The organism is Rhizobium sp. AN68 (genome assembly GCF_030758035.1).
GTDB lineage: Bacteria > Pseudomonadota > Alphaproteobacteria > Rhizobiales > Rhizobiaceae > Agrobacterium > Agrobacterium tumefaciens.
This window is the reverse complement of record NZ_JARWMI010000003.1, coordinates 589,829-609,012: the sequence shown is the minus strand read 5'-3', so window position 1 is coordinate 609,012 and position 19,184 is coordinate 589,829. Positions and strand designations below refer to the sequence as shown.

Sequence of the window (19,184 nt, the reverse complement as noted above, 5' to 3'; positions counted from 1 at the left end):
AATTCCAGGCGAAAACCGCTCACGCTTTTCGCCATCCCGCTCAAGGACGAAAGACCCACCATGCGTATCCCCTTCCCCGCCATGAAATATCCGCTGATCGCCATCCTGCGCGGCCTTAAACCCGAGGAAACCGAAGGCGTCGTCGGCGCGCTGATCGAGACCGGCTTCCGCGCCATCGAAATCCCGCTCAATTCGCCCGATCCGTTCCGCTCGATCGAGATCGCCGCGAAGATGGCGCCCGCCGATTGCCTGATCGGCGCCGGCACCGTGCTCAGCACGGAAGACGTGGATGCGCTGGACGCCGCCGGTGGCAAGCTGATGGTCAGCCCCAATGCCGATGCCGACGTCATCTCCGCCGCGCGCGTCAAGGGCATGGTGACGATGCCGGGCGTTCTGACTCCGACCGAGGCTTTGGTTGCCGCAAAAGCCGGAGCAACCGGGCTGAAGTTCTTTCCCGCCAGCATCATCGGCCCGGCCGGCATCAATGCGATCCGGACGATCCTGCCGAAGGATCTGGTCATTGCCGCCGTTGGTGGCGTCTCGGACAAGAATTTCGCCGACTATACCAACGCCGGCATCCTCGCTTTCGGGCTTGGCACCAGTCTCTACAAGCCCGGCATGACGGCTGCGGAGGTGCGCGAGCGCGCCATCGTCACGCTTTCGGCCTATGATGCAGCAATTGGAGGATAAAAGCATGGCGACCGTTTTTCCCTTTGCCGGACGTGTTCTTGACGAAACGCCGATGACGCTTGGCGAAGGCCCGACTTTCGACCCGGCGACCGGCACGGCCTGGTGGTTCAATATCATCGGGCGCGAACTGCATGAATTGCATCTCGCTTCCGGCCGCAAAACGGTGCACGCCCTGCCCTTCATGGGCAGCGCACTGGCGAAAATCAGCGACCACAAGCAATTGATCGCCTCCGATGACGGCCTTTTCCTTCGCGATACGGCAACCGGCGTGTTGACGCTGCATGCGGAGCTTGAAAAGGACATGCCCGACAACCGCTCGAATGACGGGCGTATGCATCCCTCGGGCGCGCTGTGGATCGGCACCATGGGCCGCAAGGCGCAAATCGGCGCGGGTAGCATCTACCACGTTGCCAGGGGAACCGTGACCAAGCTGTTTGCCGATGTCAGCATTCCAAATTCGATCTGCTTTTCGCCCGATGGCGCGACCGGATATTACGTCGACACCAAGGTCAACGAGCTGATGAAGGTGCCGCTCGATGCCGAGACGGGACTTCCCACCGGCAAGGCAGAGGTGTTCATTGACACCGCCGGCATCGACGGTGGCGTAGACGGATCGGTCTGCGATGCGGAAGGGCATATCTGGAACGCCCGCTGGGGGATGGGTGCGGTCGATCGTTACGATGCCGACGGCAACCACATCGAACGCTATCTGGTGCCAGCGGGACAGACGACCTGCCCGGCCTTCATCGGCCCCGATGCGTCGCGCCTTCTCGTCACATCCGCCCGCGAAAATCTTGACGACGACGCCATTGCTGCCAATCCGCAGCACGGAAAGACATTCGAGCTCGGGATTGAGGTGAAGGGCAGGTTCGAGCCGCTCTACCGGTTGTGAAGCGCGGCGCGTGCCGCCTTCTCATTCCTGTGCTCGTCACATGGATGAGGTTGGGGAGGTCCCTACAGCCTTATGTGCAAGGCCACTCCATTTCTCAGGGAATATCCGACAGGATCTCGCGATAGTTTTCGTGAAGGTAACGCTGCGTGGCGGCGGCATCGGCGGGGCGGCCGTAAAAATAGCCCTGCCCCATAGCGCAGCCGAGCGCGCGCAGTTTTTCCTCTTCCGCCTGCTCCTCGATACCCTCCGCGACGACCTCGAGATCAAGCCCTTCGCACATGGCGACGATGGCCTTGATGATATGTTCCGAAGGACGGTCGCTGCTGATGCGGGAGACAAAGGCGCGGTCGATCTTGACCTTGTCGAAGGTGAAGTCGCGCAGACGGCCAAGGCTCGACTGGCCGGTGCCGAAATCGTCAAGAGAGATACGAACACCCGCACCCTGCAATTCGCTGATGATGCGCTGCGCGGTATCGGCGGATGTCATGACAGCCGTTTCGGTGATTTCAAGCTCCAGCCGGTGCGGATCAAGGCCGACACGCGACAGGATGGACAGAATATTATCCGCTGTGCCGGGGTCCATCAATTGCGCGGAAGACAGGTTGAAGGACAGGAAAAGCTCTCGCGGCCAGAACAGCGCCGCTTCCGCCGCCTTCCTCAGCAGCGCTTCCGACAGCGCGTCGATGAAACCGCGTTCTTCGGCCAGCGGCACGAAAACGGCGGGCGACACGAAACCGAGATCGGGGTCGTTCCAGCGGGCGAGCGCCTCGAAACCGATGACCTTCGCTTCTTCCAGCCTGACGATGGGCTGGAAATGCACGTCGATCGCATCGGTGATGATGGCGTTACGCAACGCCTGTTCCAGCTGGGTGGCGCGCTTCATTTCCTGCGCAATCTCGCGCGAATAGACCGTTATCTGGCCACGGCCACGGCGCTTGGAGCGGTAAAGCGCAGTCTCGGCGCTTTTCAGCAAATCCTCGAAATCATCGCCGGCGAAGGGATAGATGGCAAAACCGAAGGAGGAGGAAAGCCGGACGTTGCGGTCGCCGAGATCGTAAGGCGCAGAAAGCACGTCCTTGATCATGTTGCCGATGCGCTCTGCGCCGGTGCGTTCGAATACCAGCGGCAGCACGAAGGCGAACTCGTCGCCATCATGGCGCGTCACGGCGGCGCCATCGGGAATGCAAGCCTTCAGCCGATGCGCGACCTGGCACAAAATCTCGTCGCCCGCCTGCACGCCGAAAAGATCGTTGATGGGTTTGAAGCCGTCAATATTCGCAATGCCGACTGTGAAGGGCGCGGGATCGCTGGAACGCTCGCTGGCGAGCATGCGGATTTTGTCCCGCAAACGGTAACGATTGCCAAGCCCCGTCAGCGGATCGCTGTAAGCCATCGCCTGCAGCTCGTTCTGGCTGACGTGCAACGCCTGCGGCTCTGCCCGTTTCATTTCTGCATCTCGTGAATCCCGTGTCGACCGCGATCACAATGCAGGGCAAGTATTAAAAAAGCCATAGAACCGCGCACCGAAAATGCGGCGGCGTCTCCGCAATGCCAGCGGCTCGAACACAAAAAGCTGAAATGGAGGAGCTTCAGGCTTGCAGCCGCAGGGCATCCTTGCCGAAAAGGCGCAGGAAAACGGCGTCGACCATATCGGGACTGACGGGTTTCAGCAGCATGTCTTCCATGCCCGCCGCCAGGCATTTGTCGAGATCGCCCTCGAAAGCGTGGGTGATGACGCCGACGATGGGAATGCGCTCGTCGCCGGCCAGTGCACGCATACGGCGGGCGACCTCAAAACCGTCGATATCGCCAAGCGTGGTGTCGAGCAGGACGACGGACGGCGCCTGTTCCTCAAAAAGACGCAACGCCTCCTCACCCGACGTGGCAAGCCGCCAGGACAGCCCCAATCCCTCAAGGATTTGTGAGAAGACGATCTGGTTGACCCTGTTGTCCTCAACGAGAAGTATCTCGCAGACGCCGCCAGTCTTGAGGATTTTGGGCAGGTCCTCGGTCATGATCTCCCAGTCCTCGTCGGAGGACTTTTCCTTCGGAGACGATTTGAGGCCGACGGCGAGATAATGCAGCAGCGAAGCGTCGATCTCCTCTTCCTCGATGGTGACGACCGGCAGGTCATGCGCAGCCGCGATATCGAGGCATGTAACGCTCATCTGGGCGTCGACAACGACGACATCGATGCCGACGCCTGCGGAAGCGGCGATATCGATGAAACTACGCTGTTCTTCCTCGCTCCTCACCACGGCATGATCCATGCCGCTCGCGGCAAGCCGGTGGCAGGCGGCTTCGGCAAAGCGCCCGTTTCCGGAAACCACCAGCACCGCCTTGCTTTTCAGCAGACCGCCTGCGGAATCGCGATCTTCATCCTTACCATAGGTGGAGGCGACGAAATCGACATGTTCGAGCGAGGGGATGACGGGCATGCCGTTTGCGTCGATGGTGGCGAGCGCGGTCACGTCCTCCATCGTCGTGACCAGAAAATGCCGGCCAGGCCGACCCACCCGCTGCTTGCGGGTAATCGTCAGCACCTCTTCACCATTCGCGCGCCTCACCCTTTCGGGAAGGATACTCGGCGTGCCGCTGTCCAGCACCATGCGATCGGCAGCGTCGATCCGGCCTGCGACCTGGCGCGAATGCAGGTCGAAAACCGTGCGGCCGAGAATGCTCTCTGCACTGGTCTCGACCATGGTGCAGGCGGCTTTATTTACGGCGACATAGGCGAGGTTCCGGTCCTTGACGAGGACCGGAAACGGCAGATTGTCGAGAATGTCTTCGATCAGCTGCACGCGTTCGAGGTCGATGCGCCACTGTTCTTCTCTTTTCTTCTGTTCGGAAATATCGGCAACGACGCTGATGCCCAGCCCGGAAGGCAGGCGGTTCATGACGAAGCGCAGGAAGCGCTCCCCCTTCAGCCGCTCGGTTTTTTCAGACCTTTCCTTCCAGTGCAGCGCCAGCCGCTCGCCGATCCATTCCTCGCGTCCCAGCTGCCGGGCATTGGCGGACAGGCTTTCCGCTTCCAGAAGATAACAATCGTAAAGCGCGCTCAGATAGTCGCGCAGCCGCGCGCCCGGCCCGATAACGGCCTCTTGCAGTGGAAAAAAACTCAAAAGCTTCCGGCTTGCGAAAACGATGTGATCGTTCCGGTCGTAAACGACGATCGCCGTGCCAAGCGCGTCGCAAAGGGCATCAAGCATCACCGTATGAACGCCCGCGCCGGAGGACGCCAAATCACTCAACTGCAAACTCCCACCTGTTTTCAGGGTCAGGCTTATGTTTCTATTGGAATCGTCCGAGGCAAATGCCGGGATGAAACGGTAAATTCCGCAAAAGAGACATCAGGGTTCGCTACTTGAAGCAGTCTTGAGGGGAAGATGACGTTCACCCATATACGACGTCACACCACCCGGCGAAGGGGGGCCTCGTTCCTGCAGTCATTTCAAGCCGCCTCACCATATGCAAGGCCGATTAAAGGCGGATTAACGCTTAACCTGACGTTGAACGGAAATGATCAAACGCCGGGCAGGCCGCAAAACATGTACAAACTTTCACGACTTGAGTTTTTTGCTTTCGAAGCCGTGACGAATCCGCGAAAATGACGATCATGGCCATCAAGCAGCTTTCAGAAACCCTCATCAACCAGATCGCCGCCGGCGAGGTCATCGAAAGACCCTCCAGCGCCACGAAGGAGCTGGTGGAAAACGCCATCGACGCGGGCGCAACGCGCATCGAGATCGCCACGGCGGGCGGCGGCAAGGGACTGGTGCGCATCACCGATAACGGCTCCGGCATGTCGCCTGCCGATCTGGAGCTTGCGGTCCGGCGCCATTGCACCTCGAAAATATCCACCACGCTTGACGATATCCGCACGCTTGGCTTTCGCGGCGAGGCCCTGCCCTCCATCGGCTCGGTTGCCAAGCTTTCCATCACCAGCCGGCAACACGGCGCAGAACAGGGTTCGGTGATCTCCGTCACCGGCGGCAAAGTCTCCGAGGTCCGGCCCGCCGCTGCCAATGCCGGCACCATCGTCGAGGTGCGCGACCTGTTTTTCGCGACGCCCGCACGGCTGAAATTCCTGAAGACGGAGCGAGCGGAGGCAGCCGCCATTACCGAAGTCGTCAAGCGGATGGCAATTGCCTTTCCGCATATCCGCTTCGTGCTGTCAGGCACCGACCGCTCCACGCTTGAAATCCCCTCCACCGGCGACGATCACCTTGCCCGCATGGCGCAGATTCTCGGTGCCGAGTTCAAGGACAACGCCATCGAAATCGATGCCGGGCGCGAGGATGTAACGCTCTCCGGTTTTGCCGGCGTGCCGACCTTCAACCGCGGCAACTCGGCGCATCAATATGTCTTCGTCAACGGTCGCCCGGTGCAGGACAAATTGCTGTTGTCCGCCATTCGCGGTGCCTATGCCGAAACCGTACCGCACGGGCGATATCCGGTCGCGGTGCTGTCCCTGACGCTCGATCCCGCCTTTGTCGACGTGAACGTGCATCCGGCGAAATCAGATGTGCGCTTCCGCGATCCCGGTCTCGTTCGCGGGCTGATCGTCGGTGCGATCCGCCAGGCGCTGACTCGTGACGGTGACAGGGCGGCGACGACTGGTGCCAGCCAGATGATGAACGCCTTTCGCCCCGGCTACAGCCCGTCCAATCTCCGACCGTCTGCCGCTGCGACATGGTCCGCCGCGGCCTCGCCTTCCCGACCGCTTGCCATTTCCGGGAACATGCAATTTGCCGAGGCCGTGCAATCGCGCTTTTCCGACATCACCATGCCGACCGCGCGGGCAGAACCCAGCGAGGTTTACGAGGCCTCGGCAAGCCCGTCGCTGGAACCGTCACAATATCCGCTCGGCGCCGCGCGGGCGCAGTTGCACCAAAATTACATCGTCGCGCAGACGGAAGACGGCCTCGTCATCGTCGACCAGCATGCGGCGCATGAACGGCTCGTGTTTGAGGAAATGCGCAATGCGCTGCATTCCAGACGCCCGCCTTCACAGGTGCTGCTCATTCCTGAGATCATCGACCTTCCCGAAGAGGATTGCGACCGGCTGATGGACCATGCGGCTGGTTTCGATGCGCTGGGACTGGTCATCGAGCGTTTCGGGCCGGGGGCGGTCGCGGTTCGCGAAACGCCGGCGATGCTTGGCGAGGTCAACGTGCAGGGGTTGGTGCGGCAGCTTGCCGACGAGATCGCTGAATGGGACGCTGCCTCCACGCTTGCCAACAAGCTGGAATATGTCGCCGCCACCATGGCTTGCCACGGCTCGGTGCGTTCAGGGCGGCGCATGCGGCCGGAGGAGATGAACGCGCTTTTAAGGCAGATGGAAAACACGCCGGGTTCAGGACAGTGCAATCACGGTCGTCCGACCTATATTGAGCTAAAACTTTCCGATATAGAACGTCTCTTCGGCCGAAGCTGAGCCTTAACCCCGGGGGCAAGCAGGCAGGGCTGGCCTTGGGCGTAGCTCAGCGATATAAATTCAAGGGACTGGAGCATCCGGATTGTTCAGGAGAACGCTACGCCGTTTCGGGCTGGATGCACTGACAGGACATAGCAGGAGACGAAAACGGATGAACAGATTTGAGGGAGGCGGAAACCGCATCGCCGTCATCGAATATCTCGACGGTGACTTCCGGATCGTGCAGACTGGCTCGCATGTCATATGCGCCATCACCGGCAAGACCATTCCGGTCGACGAGCTGCGCTACTGGAGCGTCGCCCGGCAGGAAGCCTATGTGGATGCCAGCGCCTCACTGGAGGCAGAGCGCAAGGCTGGTAATTTGCCCGCCTGATCAGGCGCGGAAGCACGCCCGAAATGGCCGCGTGTGCGAATTCTTCTTTTCGCGCTGAGGGCTGCTCAATTCCTGTGACAAGCACAGGAATGAGGGGGTGAGTGCCCGGCGGCTTGCGTTCCGAGATGCTCTAAATTGACGTCCGCGCATTTTCCCGCAGCAAACGGGCGCGGCAATTCCGCACCGCCGTCTCGATAATCGTTGTGGCCGCATTGGGATCGTCGAACACCATGTCGACCTCGATCACCAGGCTGTTCCACAGCAATTCTTCCGCACGGCCATGGTGCCCGTTAAGACGCACGGCGTCCTTGGCCGTTGTCACCAGCTGCAAGTTTTCCTTATCCGCGTCCTGCAGAAGATCGGCGATCTCGTCATCGCTGAAATGGTGATGGTCAGGAAAGGAGCGCTGCAGCACGATTTCGCCACCAAGCCCCTCGACAGTTCGGAAAAACTTGGCGGGATCGGCGATACCAGCATAGGCCAGCACGCGCCTTCCCCTGAAATCCTGCGGTTCCTGCGGCTTTATCGCCGCGACGAAAACCGGTTTGGCGGCCTTTGCCGCGGTTCTGACCAGCGGATCGGCCGCATGGCCGTTACCGACCTTCAAGAGTCCGGTCATATGCCGCATCTGTTCGGCAAGCGGCGCCCGGACCGGGCCGCCCGGCACAAGATGGCCGTTGCCGATGCCACGCACCGTATCGATAACGACCAACGCATAATCCAGCGTCAGGCGTGCGCTCTGGAAGCCATCATCCATGATGATGAGATCCACGCCCTCCTTCACCAGCCGATGTGCACCTTCCACCCGCTTGCGGGAGATGACCGTCACCGCCTCGCGGGCAAGCAGCAGGGGTTCATCGCCGACATCAGCGGAGCGGTGCTGCGCGGGATCGACGAGGGTGGTGACATCAAGTGTGCCGCCATAACCACGGCTCAGGAAGCCGGGTTTCAGGCCCTTTGCGGTGGCGGCTCGGGCGATTGCCATTGCGGTCGGCGTCTTTCCTGCACCACCCACGGTGAAGTTGCCGATGCAGATGACCGGAACGGGAACGCTCGCCCGTTTTGCCGTGCGCATCCGCCGGCCGGCAACATTGCCGTAGAGAAGGGAAAACGGTGATAACAGCCAGGCTTGCCAGCCTGCTTTCTGCCACCAGAAAGGCGGCGCTTCAGAAACCATATATGCCTGCTCCCGGCCGCATCACCCACGGCATTGCGCTTAAATTCGATAAGTCACATGGGTATTTGCCAGAAAAAACCCTGAATTGCAAAACCCGGCTATACATGCGCAGCTTGTCTCTTCCCATCTTGTGCGACAAGTGGCGCGCACTGCGGGGACATGACCTAAACAACGCGTTCCGGAAGCAGGGTTTCCAGCGCGGTAATATCATCGAAACAATAATGGGCGTCGGCGCCAAGGCTTTCGCGCGAGCCGGTTCCGGTGAGAACGGCAATGCGCAATCCTGCGCCGGCATTTCTCGCCATGTGCAGATCGTGATTATTGTCGCCGACCACTGCCACGCGTGCAGGCGCAAGACCAATCGCGTCGCAGAAACCGAGAACCATGCCGGGTTGCGGCTTCGTGCCGTAACCGCTGTCATAACCCGCGACGAAATCGACATCGCTTTCGAAACCGAAACGGATCGCCGTCTGGCGGATGGATTTTTCGTTGTCGCTGGAGGCGATGCCAAGCTTGTAGCCGCGTGCCTTGAGCCTTGCGAAAAATGCCTTGAGATCGGTGACCGGCACGGATTTATCCGCTGCTTCAGTGAATAGCCGGTCGAGCCGCGCAGTCAACTCCACGACATCGCAAGGCGAACCGGCGGCGACGAGACCGGCAGCTATCTCCGCCGTATTGCCGGCAGCCAAAAGACTGTCGGGCACCACATGCCCGGTAACCGGATCCATGCCGCAGGCGGCGAGAAGCTGGTCCGCAAGAACGGGATCGCCCTTGGCGCCAATCGCCGCAAGTTCACGGTTCACCGGCCCCCAGCTTGCGTCATAACCCAACAGCGTACCGTCCTTGTCGAAAAGGACTGCGGCAATCGATTGGGTCGCATCAATCTCCATATCCGCTACCATGAACCGATGGCACTCCGCGGTTGCAGCTTGGCGGTGACTGTGAGCGGGTTGATGTAGGGCTCCAGCGCCTTGACGGTGGCGGAAAGCGCGCCGCGCATGTCCTGAATGACCCGGTTGCCGGCATCGATCATCTTGTAGCGTTCATTGTCGTTGACCAAGAGGTAATGCACCGCCTTGGCCAGCATCTCGACATCGCGGACGATGCGCCCGCCGCCGGCGCGGATCAGCTTCTGATAGGCCTCGCGGAAATTCTGTACATGCGCGCCTGACAGTACGGCGCAGCCCAGCATTGCCGGCTCCAGCGGGTTCTGCCCACCCTCGGCCGTCAGCGAACGGCCGACGAAGGCAAGTTCGGTGAGCCTCAGGTAAAGCCCCATTTCGCCAATGGAATCCCCGAGGAAGATATCGGTTTCCGGCGTGATCACGTCGTTGCGACTTCTGCGCGCCACGGTCAACCCCATGCCCTTCAGCATGGCTTCCACGTCGTCGCCGCGCTCGGGGTGGCGCGGCACGATGATGGTCAATTGACCGTTGCGCGACTTGATCGCCGCATGCACGGTGGCTGCTGCCTTCTCTTCACCGTCGAAGGTGGAGATCGCCGCCCATGTCTTGCGGGTGCCGATCTGCCTGCGATAGTGCTCGAGCAGAGCTTCGTCGCAAGGCGGCGGATCCGTATCGCCCTTGAGGTTGCCGGATATAACCACCGGCCAGGAGCCGAGATCACGGAAGCGTTCAGCATCGACATCGGATTGCGCAACCACCAGCGCCAGCTTGGAGAACAGCGATTCCGCAATGTCGTGCCGGTTGTTCCAGCGGTCGAAGGAACGGTCTGAGAGCCGCGCATTCACCCGGATCTGCGGAATGTGCCGGCGCTCCAGCTCCATCATCGTCACCGGCCAGATTTCTGATTCAGCGGTGATGGCGGCATCCGGTGCCCAGTAGGCGAGGAAACGGTTGACCGCGATCTTGATGTCGAGCGGCACATATTGGTGGATCACATCATCGCCAAGCCGGGTACGGGTCAGCTCGGCCGAGGTGACGGTGCCTGTGGTCAAAAGCACGAAGATATCGCGCTTGCGTATTTCGCGGATCAGCGGAATGAGGGCGAGCGTTTCGCCGACACTTGCGGCATGGAACCAGACGAGCGGGCCACGGGGGCGCTCCGCGCTGGCGTATCCGAAACGTTCTAGACGGCGGCGCTTGTCTTCCTTGCCCTTTGCGGCCCGATAGGAAAGATAAGGCCGTGCAAACGGATAAGCGGCGATACCGGCAATCCTGTAACCGGAAAGAGCGAAACGTGCGATACGGCTGCTCATGACATTCTGCCCTTGATCATTCCGCGCAATGCCCTGCCCCTGTTCTTTGTTGTTATCGCCGCCTACTTCTTCTCAAATTGCGTCATTTTTTATCATCGGAAACAAAAGCGCGATCACGTTTTCTCGCAACCGAATTTCCTGCCTGCCATTCCGGGCAGGAATCACGGGAAAACTCGCCTTCACCCAATAGTATTACAACGCAAGGGCAAAAGGACTCAATTTTTATCGTCGGGATTGAGAAGACGGTGCATATGCACGATAAAATAACGCATATGGGCGTTATCAACAGTCATCTGCGCCTTGGATCTCCACGCGGTCAGCGCGGAAGCGTAGTCAGGATAGATGCCGACGATATCGAGCGCATTCAAATCCCGGAACTGAACATCCTGAAGATTTTCCAGTTCGCCGCCGAACACAAGGTGCAGCAGCTGTTTCTGTTTGCCAGATTCCGTCATGTCTTGTCTCTTTCTTAAGCTCTGAGAGCCCCTCATCTGCGGGATTTCCGGGCAAACGTCAACCATCGGACAGATGTGAAAACGCTTTCAAAAGCGCGGGAAGCGCATATTCTGCTGCAGCGCACAATGCGGGGTGGTTTACCTCGCGGCGATTATACATCAGGGGTTTTCCATCAAGTCCGACCAGACTGCCGCCTGCCCTTTCGAGGATAAGGTCTGCGGCGGCCAGATCCCACTCGTGCGAGTTCGCCTTGACCAGTGTTCCATCGATGCGGCCATCCGCCACCATCGCCAGCCGGTAGGCGAGCGAGGGCACATGCGGAATGCGCTTGACGGTGCTGCGCACCTCTTCCGGCAGATGCGTAATCACGTCTTCAGGTGCGGCCAGATGGAAGACGCCGGTGTTTTCACGGGCGGCTGAAATCGGCTTGCCATTCTTCAGCGCTTCGCCGCCTTCAAGTGCGGTGAATTCCTCTGCGAGTGCAGGCGCAACAAGGGCGGCAACGACGGGTCGGCCCTCATGCACCACCGCGACGCTGACGCACCAGGTATCCCGCCCACCGATGAAGGCGCGTTCCGTCGATGGGATCGATGACGAAGACGGTGGAGCGGGCCAGCCTTGTCGTATCGTCATCCGTCTCTTCCGACAGCCAGCCATATTCCGGCCGGGCGGTACGCAGGATGGTTTCGAGAATTTCGTTTGCCGCGTAATCGGCCGCGCTGACCGGTGAAAGCCCGCCATTCTTCCACCAGACCTCGGGGTCCTTGCGGAAGAAACCGAGGGCCGTCTCGCCCGCCTTGCGTGCGGCTTCGAGGACCAGCCTCAGATCGGAAGCCCAGCGGGCCTCAGCCATATCGTTCATTTTGCCGTCTTTTCCGCGCGCCTCATACGGCGCGCCTGTTTTTCCCTTCGCACTTGCACACAAAGTGCTGGCGAAAACAACCCGCAGGTCGCCTCACTTGCCCGCGATCGTCATGCCTTCGATAGCAAGTGTCGGTGCTGCGACACCATATTTGCGGTCGATATCGTTAGCCGGCGTGACACGCATGAACATGTCCTTCAGGTTCGAAGCGATGGTGACCTCGGAAACCGCGAAGGATTTTTCACCATTCTCGATCCAGAAGCCGCTCGCACCGCAGCTATATTCACCGGTGAGCATATTGGCGCCATGGCCAATCAGTTCGGTGACGTAAAAGCCGGTTCCGACGTCCCTCAGCAGATCTTCGGGCGAAATATCGCCTGGCTCCAGCGCAAGATTGGTTGAGGACGGCGATACCGAAGTGCCACCGCGCACGCCGCGACCGTTGGTTTCAAGGCCGAGTTCACGCGCTGCCGAGGTAGAGAGGAACCAATGCTTCAGCACCCCGTCCTCGATCATCGTCATCTTCTCGCCCCGGACACCCTCGCCATCGAAAGGACGCGACGAGGGGCCACGAACGATCTGCGGATCGTCCGTCAGATAAAGGCCCTTTTTCAGAACCTGCTGCCCCATCCTGTCGCGCAGGAAGCTGGTCTTGCGGGCAACGGAAGCGCCATTGATCGCGCCGGCAATGGCGCCGACGAAACCGCGCGCGATGCGGGGATCAAAAACCACGGTAATATTGCTGCCGGTATCGACCTGACGCGGGCCGACCCGCCGCACGACTTTTTCGCCGGCGCGGCGGCCGATCTCTTCGGCTGCATCCAGATCAGCGTAATAGAGGCGGCTGTCGAAATCGTAGTCGCGCTCCATCTTCGTGCCCTCGCCGGCGATGACACTGACGGAACGGCTGAAACGGCTGCCCATGTAGCTGCCGGAAAAACCGTGCGAGGTGGCGAGGACGAGGCCGCCCATGCCGCTCGATGCGCCAGCACCGGAGGAATTGCTGACGCCCTTGACGGCAAGCGCCGCCTCTTCCGAGGCGAGCGCTGCCTCACGCAATTGATCAGTAGAGACCTCGGTCGCATCGAAAAGCTCGAGATCGTCGTAGGAGGTTGCGAGCCGTTCCTTGTCTGCCAGGCAGGCGAAGGGGTCTTCCGGCGAAACCTTCGCCATGGCCACCGCCCGTTCCGCCAGGGTCTTCAGGTCGAAGCCGGGATTGGCCGAAACGCTCGCCACCCGCCGCCCGACGAAAACGCGAAGCGAAAAATCATCGCTTTCGGAGGATCCGGTACTTTCCACCTTGCCAAGCCGCACGCCGACCGATTGCGAGCGAGAGCGGACGACGACGGCATCCGCCTCATCCGCGCCTGCAGCACGGGCAAGATCGACAAGCTCGCTGGCGCGATCGAGAAGTTTGGAAGAATCTATTTCTGAGGACATGAGTTGGCCTTTCATTCCTGTTCCATTTATTGTGCCATCAACCCCGCATCAAGGGCGAAACGCCGCTTTCTCCATCGACAAGGCTTTGTCGCCACCATATTCGAAAGTCAGCCAGCATGACCGAGCACGACGCTCTCTTTTCCGAACCCTTGCTGCTTCTGGCCGGCGCTGTCATCGCGGCGTCGATTTTCCGCAAACTCGGCCTTGGCACCGTGCTCGGTTATCTGGTGGCGGGCATCGTCATCGGGCCGTTCCTGCATCTGGTGACGGACGCGAAAGATATCTTCAACGTCTCGGAACTGGGGCGTGGTTTTCCTGCTCTTCATCATCGGCCTCGAACTCAAGCCATCGCGCATATGGCAGATGCGGCGCGATATTTTAGGGCTGGGGCTGGCGCAGGTGCTGGTGACGGGCAGCGTGCTGGCATTGATTGCTTGGTGGGCCGGACTGATCGACGCGCGTGGCAGCCTCGTTGCGGGTTTCGGCCTTGCACTCTCCTCCACCGCCTTTGCGTTACAGATTCTTGAAGACGATGGCGACATGAATACGCGGCATGGCAACCGGTCCTTCTCGATCCTGCTGTTTCAGGATCTCGCCATCGTACCGCTTCTCGCCCTTGTCACCATTCTTTCCAACCGCCCGGACGTGCCGACGGATTCGATGGCCTACGATCTCGTCGCCTCCGTTGTCGCGGTGGCGGGCATGGTGTTGGCCGGGCGTTATCTGCTGACGCCGATGTTCCAGATCATCGCCCGCACGGGTGCGCGGGAGGTGATGATCGCCGCCGCCCTCTTCGTCGTCATCGGTGCTGCCGCCATCATGGAGGCGGTTGGGCTTTCGATGGGCATGGGTGCGCTGCTGGCCGGGCTGATGCTGTCGGAATCTTCTTATCGGCACGAGCTGGAAGCCGATATCGAGCCGTTTCGCGGGCTGTTTCTGGCGCTGTTCTTCATGGCTGTCGGCATGTCGCTGCACATCAACATCGTCTACGAGCACATTCTTCTCATCCTGATCGCCGTGCCGGCGATGATGGCTGTGAAGGCGGCCGTAATCTATGGGCTGTGCCGCATCGCCGGTTCGTCCCGTTATGCATCGAGCCGTATCGCGCTACTGCTGGCGCAGGGCGGCGAATTCGGTTTCGTGCTGTTTTCCACTGCCGCCGCCTCCCGCCTGTTTCCGCAGGCGACGGCTTCCATCCTTGTCGCCATCGTGACGCTTTCCATGGCGCTGACGCCGCTGCTGGCAGTGGTTTCTCGCCGGCTGACGGCGGAGGATGCCGATGAGGACACGCTGGACGAGGATTTTGACGGGGCTGGCGCCGATGTGCTGATGATCGGCTTTTCGCGCTTCGGCCAGATCGCCTCGCAAATCCTGCTTGCCGGTGGGCGCGACGTGACAGTCATCGACAGTTCGGCCGATCGTGTACGTCAGGCTTCCCGCTTCGGTTTCCGCATCTTTTTTGGCGATGGTACACGCAAGGACGTGTTGATCGCGGCTGGCATAGAGCGCGCCGATCTCGTGGCGGTCTGCACCCATAAAAGGAAGTCACCGACCGCATCATCGACATGATCCAGTCGGAATTTCCAAGCGTGCGCATTTATGCCCGCTCCTATGACCGCATTCATTCCCTCGATCTCAGGAAAAAGGGCGTGGAATACGAAATCCGCGAGACGCTGGAATCCGGCCTGCTATTTGGCCGCCGCATTCTGGAAGGGCTGGACATGGACGGCGAAAGGGCGCTTGCCATTTCCGACGACATACGCGAGCGCGACGAGGAGAGATTGCAGCTACAGGCCGTGGAAGGGCTCGCCGCCGGCAGGCAGATGCTGCACAACAAGCCGGTGCGCGAAGTGAAGCCTGAGCCACTGATGAAGCCGAAGAACAAGGTGGAAAAGCGCGAGGAAGAAGAGGACGAAGACGAGGGTGAAATAGCAGTCACCCACTAAGCGGCACGCGCTCGCCCATAGCGAATACTCAAGGAGTACCGCTCAAGCCTCCACGCCCTGCCCGCGATGGAACAGTTCCACCTGCATTTCGATCTGCCGTTTCAGATCATCCTTGATCCCGGCGGAAGCGTTCAGCACTTCTTCCGATTTGAGGAAATCCAGCACGCCGAAACGGTGCACCGGTGGGCGCAGGAAAATATGCGGCGGGCGCAATCTGAGTTTCAGGGCAATGGCCGCCTGCATCATCAGCTGACTGGCGCCGAACAGGCTGTCCAGCCGGTTCGGCATGGTGGTGCCATCACCTTCAGGGCCGCCAACCACATTGATGCCGACGATGATATCGGCCTGATCCATCAGATGCTCATAGGGCACAGGATTGAAGATGCCGCCATCGATCATGATGCGGCCGTTGACACGCACCGGCATGAATAGAGCCGGAATAGCCGCAGAAGCCGCCAGCGCCTGGATGATCTCGCCGGTTTCCACCACCACTTCGGTCTGCGCATAATAATCCGTGGTCACCACTTTCAGGGGAATGGCAAGTTCGGAAAAATCCTTCGGCAGGGCTTGCGGCATCAAGGCGTGCAGAATGAGTTCGAGATTGAACTGGCCAAGACGAAAGCCATCGACCGCATGGCGCATGGATGCGGGGCCTAGGCTCCAGAGACGGTTGGCGACCGAACCCTTCCGCCCCATGAGTTCAAGCGTATATTCGCGGATTTCCTTGCCGCTCATGCCGGCCGCCATGCCTGCTGCGATGATGGAGCCGATGGAGGAGCCGGAAAGCGCGACCGGGCGAATGCCTAGTTCGTCGAATGCCTCGATAACGTTGATGTGGCAGATGCCGCGTGCGCCACCGCCGCCGAGCGCCAGGCCGAATGTCGGCTCATGACCGCTCTCGCGGCTGGCATCGATTGCCTCTTGCCCGGCGTGAACCATTGTGACGCTGTCGTTTACACCCTGCTCCATGCCAAATACCCAAGACCCTTTCCACGGCAAAGCCTCTGCCTATTCGGCAAACAAGACAAGACCGTGACGTGACGGGAAAGTGCTGCCGTCAGAGCGTTTTCGCTTTTCTTCAAATCGCGAAAACACTCTAACTCTTTGTTTTGCGGCATTTCCGCACGGAAACCGGGGGCCCTTTTTGCTGGAAATGCTCTAGGGCTCGTAGCGGTAGAAGTGCATTTTCGAGTCGCCGAAGATGCGGCTTTCGAGCGGTTTAAACACCGGCTCGACATTGACCACAACATCGCCGCGCTCTTCCAGAATGGCGAGCGCACCGGGGGCCAGCCAGCCGCCAGCATGGGCAGCAGCAAATGCCTTCTCCCCGTGGCCCTGGCCATAGGGCGGATCGGCGAACAGGAGATCGAAGGGCTCGATATTGTTGACGCCGCCAAGCTTGGTCGCGTCACGCCGCAGGATGCGGGCACGCCCATGCAGCCCCAGCGCATCGATATTTTCCCACAACAGCCCCCTGCCCTCAACGCCGTTTTCGACGAAGAGCGCCACACGACAGCCACGCGAAAGCGCCTCCAGCCCGACCGCGCCCGTTCCGGCAAAAACGTCCAGAACGCGCGTACCGTCAAGACTTTCCGGATAGGCGTGGCTTAGAATATTGAAGAGGCTTTCCCGTGTCCTGTCGATTGTCGGACGAATGGAATTTGTTTTCGGCGCGGCCAGATTTCGGCCGCGGAACTCACCGCCTACGATCCGCATTACGTGTCATTCCCCTGCCACCAGAAGGTTTGCCACCCGGGCCTTTGCCGCCCGGTTTGCCGCCGCCGGGGCCGCTACCGCCACCGGGGCCTTTGCCCTTGCCTGAAAAACCCGAACGTTCGCCACGTTCACCCGGTTTTCCAAAAGAAGGCTTGCCCGATGCGGGCCTGCCGCCGGGTTTGCCACCCGGTTTTGCGCCTCTTGGCTTGTCACCGAAAGGCCGGTCGCCGCGTGGGCGATCACCGTCTTCGCGGGGCTTGTCGCGGAACGGACGCTCACCGAAAGGTTTCTCACCACGTGCTGTGCGATCTCCGAAGCTCTTCTCGCCGCGTGGGGCGGTCGCTGCGCGGGCGATCACCTTCCTCACGTGGCTTGTCACGGAACGGACGGTCGCCAAACGGTTTTCCACCGCGTGCGGTGCGATCTCCGAAGCTCTTCTCGCCGCGAGGACCGTCGCCACGCGGGCGATCTCCCGCTTCCCGTGGCTTGTCACGGAACGGGCGGTCACCGAAGGATTTCCCGCCGCGATCTCCAAAGCTCTTTCCACCGCGCGGGCCGTCGCCACGTCCACGACCGCCTTCCTCTTCGCGCGGGGAATCCGAACGGATCCACTCGCCCTCGGAATCGGCATGCCTGACGACGTTGCGGCGCGCTTCCGCCTGGGCGGATGGCTTCTTGAACAGGCTTTCCGCTTCCGCGCGGGCAGAAAACTTCCGCTCCTTGCCATCACGGGTGGGCTTTGCGCCGGGCGCCATCCAGACATTGGCCGTGCGGCTGGTGCCCGCGGGCGGGCGGGCGGGGCGGCGTTCTTCGCCATCCTCTTCGCCACGGGTTTTCGCGCCGAATTTCCCGGCAGGTTTGCCACCGAACTTGCCGGCTGGCTTGTCACCGCGCTTGGTGTCGAGACGGCCGAGCGCCTTTTCGCGGCGATCTTCCGGTTTGCCGGCAGCCCTGTCGAAACGCGCCTTGCCTTCCGGCGCGTCGCTCTTTGCCCATTCGGACCGGGGCGCGCGCTTGGGCGTGTTTTCTTCTTCATCGTCGGCGACAGGCGCATCGTAGATCGGCGCGTCGAAATTGGCGCCGGATTGTTCGATGAGGCGCGGACCAAGCTGGTCACGCAGCATGCGGCCACGCACTTCAAGCACCTTGCCTTCAGGCAGATCGCCAAGCTGGAACGGGCCGTAGGAGATACGGATCAGGCGGTTGACCTCAAGGCCGAGCGCGCCGAGCACGTTCTTGATCTCGCGGTTCTTGCCTTCGCGCAGACCCATGGTGATCCAGACGTTGTGACCCTGGGTGCGGTCGAGCGTCGCGTCGATAGCGCCATAAAGCACGCCGTCGACGGCAATGCCTTCCTTCAGCTTGTCGAGCGCTGCCTGATCGACCTCGCCATGGGCGCGCACGCGGTAGCGGCGCAGCCAGCCGGTCGTCGGCAGTTCCAGCACGCGCGAGAGACCGCCATCATTGGTCAACAGCAGCAGGCCTTCGGTATTGATGTCGAGGCGGCCGATAGAGAGCACACGCGGCAATTCACCCGGCAGATTGTCGAAAACGGTCGGGCGGCCTTCCGGGTCGGAATTGGTCGTCACCAGGCCAGCGGGCTTGTGGTAAAGCCACAGGCGCGTGCGCTCAGCCCCGCGGATGGGCATGCCATCCACTTCGATCTTGTCGGAAAGAGTCGCGTTCATCACCGGAGTGTCCAGCTTGACGCCGTTCAGCGACACGCGGCCTTCCATGATCATGCGCTCGATATCGCGGCGCGAGGCAACGCCGGCGCGCGCCATGATCTTGGAAATGCGCTCTGGCTTGGTGCCCATAACGGCTTCCTGCACCGGAGCCGCCTTGGCTTCTACCGGTTTCTTTTCACGCTCTGCGGCGGGCTTGCCGGGGCCTTTCGGCTTCTTGTCGCGGCTAAAAGTCTTGCCACCGTCACGCTTCGGCTTGTCTTTAAAAGTCATTTGCTGTTTGCCTGTTGTT

Annotated in this window: 13 protein-coding genes and 3 pseudogenes; 5 read left to right on the top strand and 11 right to left on the bottom strand. The window is 60.7% G+C overall.

Annotated features, from left to right (window positions below; all coding sequences use genetic code 11):
* The first annotated feature begins 60 nt into the window (after positions 1 to 60).
* Together RBH71_RS15930 and RBH71_RS15925 are read left to right on the top strand one after the other, a co-directional pair.
* On the top strand, positions 61 to 690 hold the full coding sequence (locus RBH71_RS15930) for a 2-dehydro-3-deoxy-6-phosphogalactonate aldolase (protein WP_035252989.1): 630 nt from the start codon (positions 61 to 63) through the stop codon (positions 688 to 690).
* Between the two features lie 4 nt (positions 691 to 694).
* Positions 695 to 1,582 (top strand): SMP-30/gluconolactonase/LRE family protein, encoded by an 888-nt coding sequence (locus RBH71_RS15925; RefSeq protein WP_003519049.1) that lies wholly within the window; start codon positions 695 to 697, stop codon positions 1,580 to 1,582.
* Positions 1,583 to 1,676: 94 nt separating this feature from the next.
* Here RBH71_RS15925 and RBH71_RS15920 read toward each other — a convergent pair whose 3' ends face one another.
* Positions 1,677 to 3,029 carry a putative bifunctional diguanylate cyclase/phosphodiesterase gene (locus RBH71_RS15920; protein ID WP_003519050.1) on the bottom strand — a complete coding sequence of 451 codons (1,353 nt, stop codon included), beginning with the start codon at positions 3,027 to 3,029 and terminating at the stop codon, positions 1,677 to 1,679.
* Between the two features lie 142 nt (positions 3,030 to 3,171).
* On the bottom strand, positions 3,172 to 4,791 hold the full coding sequence (locus RBH71_RS15915; RefSeq protein ID WP_050923955.1) for a response regulator: 1,620 nt from the start codon (positions 4,789 to 4,791) through the stop codon (positions 3,172 to 3,174).
* 407 nt (positions 4,792 to 5,198) lie between these two features.
* Between RBH71_RS15915 and mutL the strand changes: the two genes are divergently transcribed.
* Together mutL and RBH71_RS15905 are read left to right on the top strand one after the other, a co-directional pair.
* Complete coding sequence (gene mutL / locus RBH71_RS15910) at positions 5,199 to 7,019, top strand: DNA mismatch repair endonuclease MutL (protein WP_003519052.1); 1,821 nt, start codon at positions 5,199 to 5,201, stop codon at positions 7,017 to 7,019.
* Between the two features lie 151 nt (positions 7,020 to 7,170).
* Positions 7,171 to 7,392, top strand: a complete 222-nt coding sequence (locus RBH71_RS15905) for a DUF2093 domain-containing protein (protein ID WP_003519053.1) — start codon at positions 7,171 to 7,173, stop codon at positions 7,390 to 7,392.
* 130 nt (positions 7,393 to 7,522) lie between these two features.
* Here the strand turns inward: RBH71_RS15905 and lpxK are convergent, their stop codons facing one another.
* From lpxK to RBH71_RS15875, 6 genes and pseudogenes are all read right to left on the bottom strand, one after another.
* Positions 7,523 to 8,569, bottom strand: a complete 1,047-nt coding sequence (gene lpxK, locus RBH71_RS15900) for a tetraacyldisaccharide 4'-kinase (RefSeq protein ID WP_003519054.1) — start codon at positions 8,567 to 8,569, stop codon at positions 7,523 to 7,525.
* Positions 8,570 to 8,733: 164 nt separating this feature from the next.
* The gene (locus RBH71_RS15895) at positions 8,734 to 9,471 is read right to left on the bottom strand and encodes an HAD family hydrolase (RefSeq protein WP_004432167.1); all 738 of its coding nucleotides are present in this window, start codon (positions 9,469 to 9,471) and stop codon (positions 8,734 to 8,736) included.
* A complete protein-coding gene (waaA, locus tag RBH71_RS15890; RefSeq protein ID WP_004432170.1) occupies positions 9,465 to 10,787 on the bottom strand; it encodes a lipid IV(A) 3-deoxy-D-manno-octulosonic acid transferase in 1,323 nt (440 codons plus the stop codon). The genes RBH71_RS15895 and waaA overlap by 7 nt, the downstream gene beginning before the upstream one ends.
* A 215-nt stretch (positions 10,788 to 11,002) precedes the next feature.
* Positions 11,003 to 11,242 carry a DUF4170 domain-containing protein gene (locus RBH71_RS15885; protein WP_019564234.1) on the bottom strand — a complete coding sequence of 80 codons (240 nt, stop codon included), beginning with the start codon at positions 11,240 to 11,242 and terminating at the stop codon, positions 11,003 to 11,005.
* A gap of 58 nt (positions 11,243 to 11,300) precedes the next feature.
* Positions 11,301 to 12,105, bottom strand: a pseudogene (locus RBH71_RS15880) (3'(2'),5'-bisphosphate nucleotidase CysQ).
* 93 nt (positions 12,106 to 12,198) lie between these two features.
* Positions 12,199 to 13,545, bottom strand: coding sequence for a TldD/PmbA family protein (locus tag RBH71_RS15875; RefSeq protein ID WP_323687413.1), 1,347 nt, complete (start codon positions 13,543 to 13,545; stop codon positions 12,199 to 12,201).
* Between the two features lie 116 nt (positions 13,546 to 13,661).
* Here RBH71_RS15875 and RBH71_RS15870 point away from each other — a divergent pair.
* Positions 13,662 to 15,491 (top strand): annotated as a pseudogene (locus tag RBH71_RS15870) (monovalent cation:proton antiporter-2 (CPA2) family protein).
* 42 nt (positions 15,492 to 15,533) lie between these two features.
* Here the strand turns inward: RBH71_RS15870 and RBH71_RS15865 are convergent.
* The 3 genes and pseudogenes from RBH71_RS15865 to RBH71_RS15855 form a co-directional block, all read right to left on the bottom strand.
* Positions 15,534 to 16,460 (bottom strand): patatin-like phospholipase family protein, encoded by a 927-nt coding sequence (locus RBH71_RS15865; protein ID WP_004432181.1) that lies wholly within the window; start codon positions 16,458 to 16,460, stop codon positions 15,534 to 15,536.
* A gap of 189 nt (positions 16,461 to 16,649) precedes the next feature.
* Positions 16,650 to 17,207 carry a 16S rRNA (guanine(966)-N(2))-methyltransferase RsmD gene (rsmD, locus tag RBH71_RS15860; protein ID WP_004432183.1) on the bottom strand — a complete coding sequence of 186 codons (558 nt, stop codon included), beginning with the start codon at positions 17,205 to 17,207 and terminating at the stop codon, positions 16,650 to 16,652.
* Positions 17,188 to 19,165, bottom strand: a pseudogene (locus RBH71_RS15855) (pseudouridine synthase). The gene rsmD and the pseudogene RBH71_RS15855 overlap by 20 nt, the downstream one beginning before the upstream one ends.
* Positions 19,166 to 19,184: the final 19 nt, after the last annotated feature.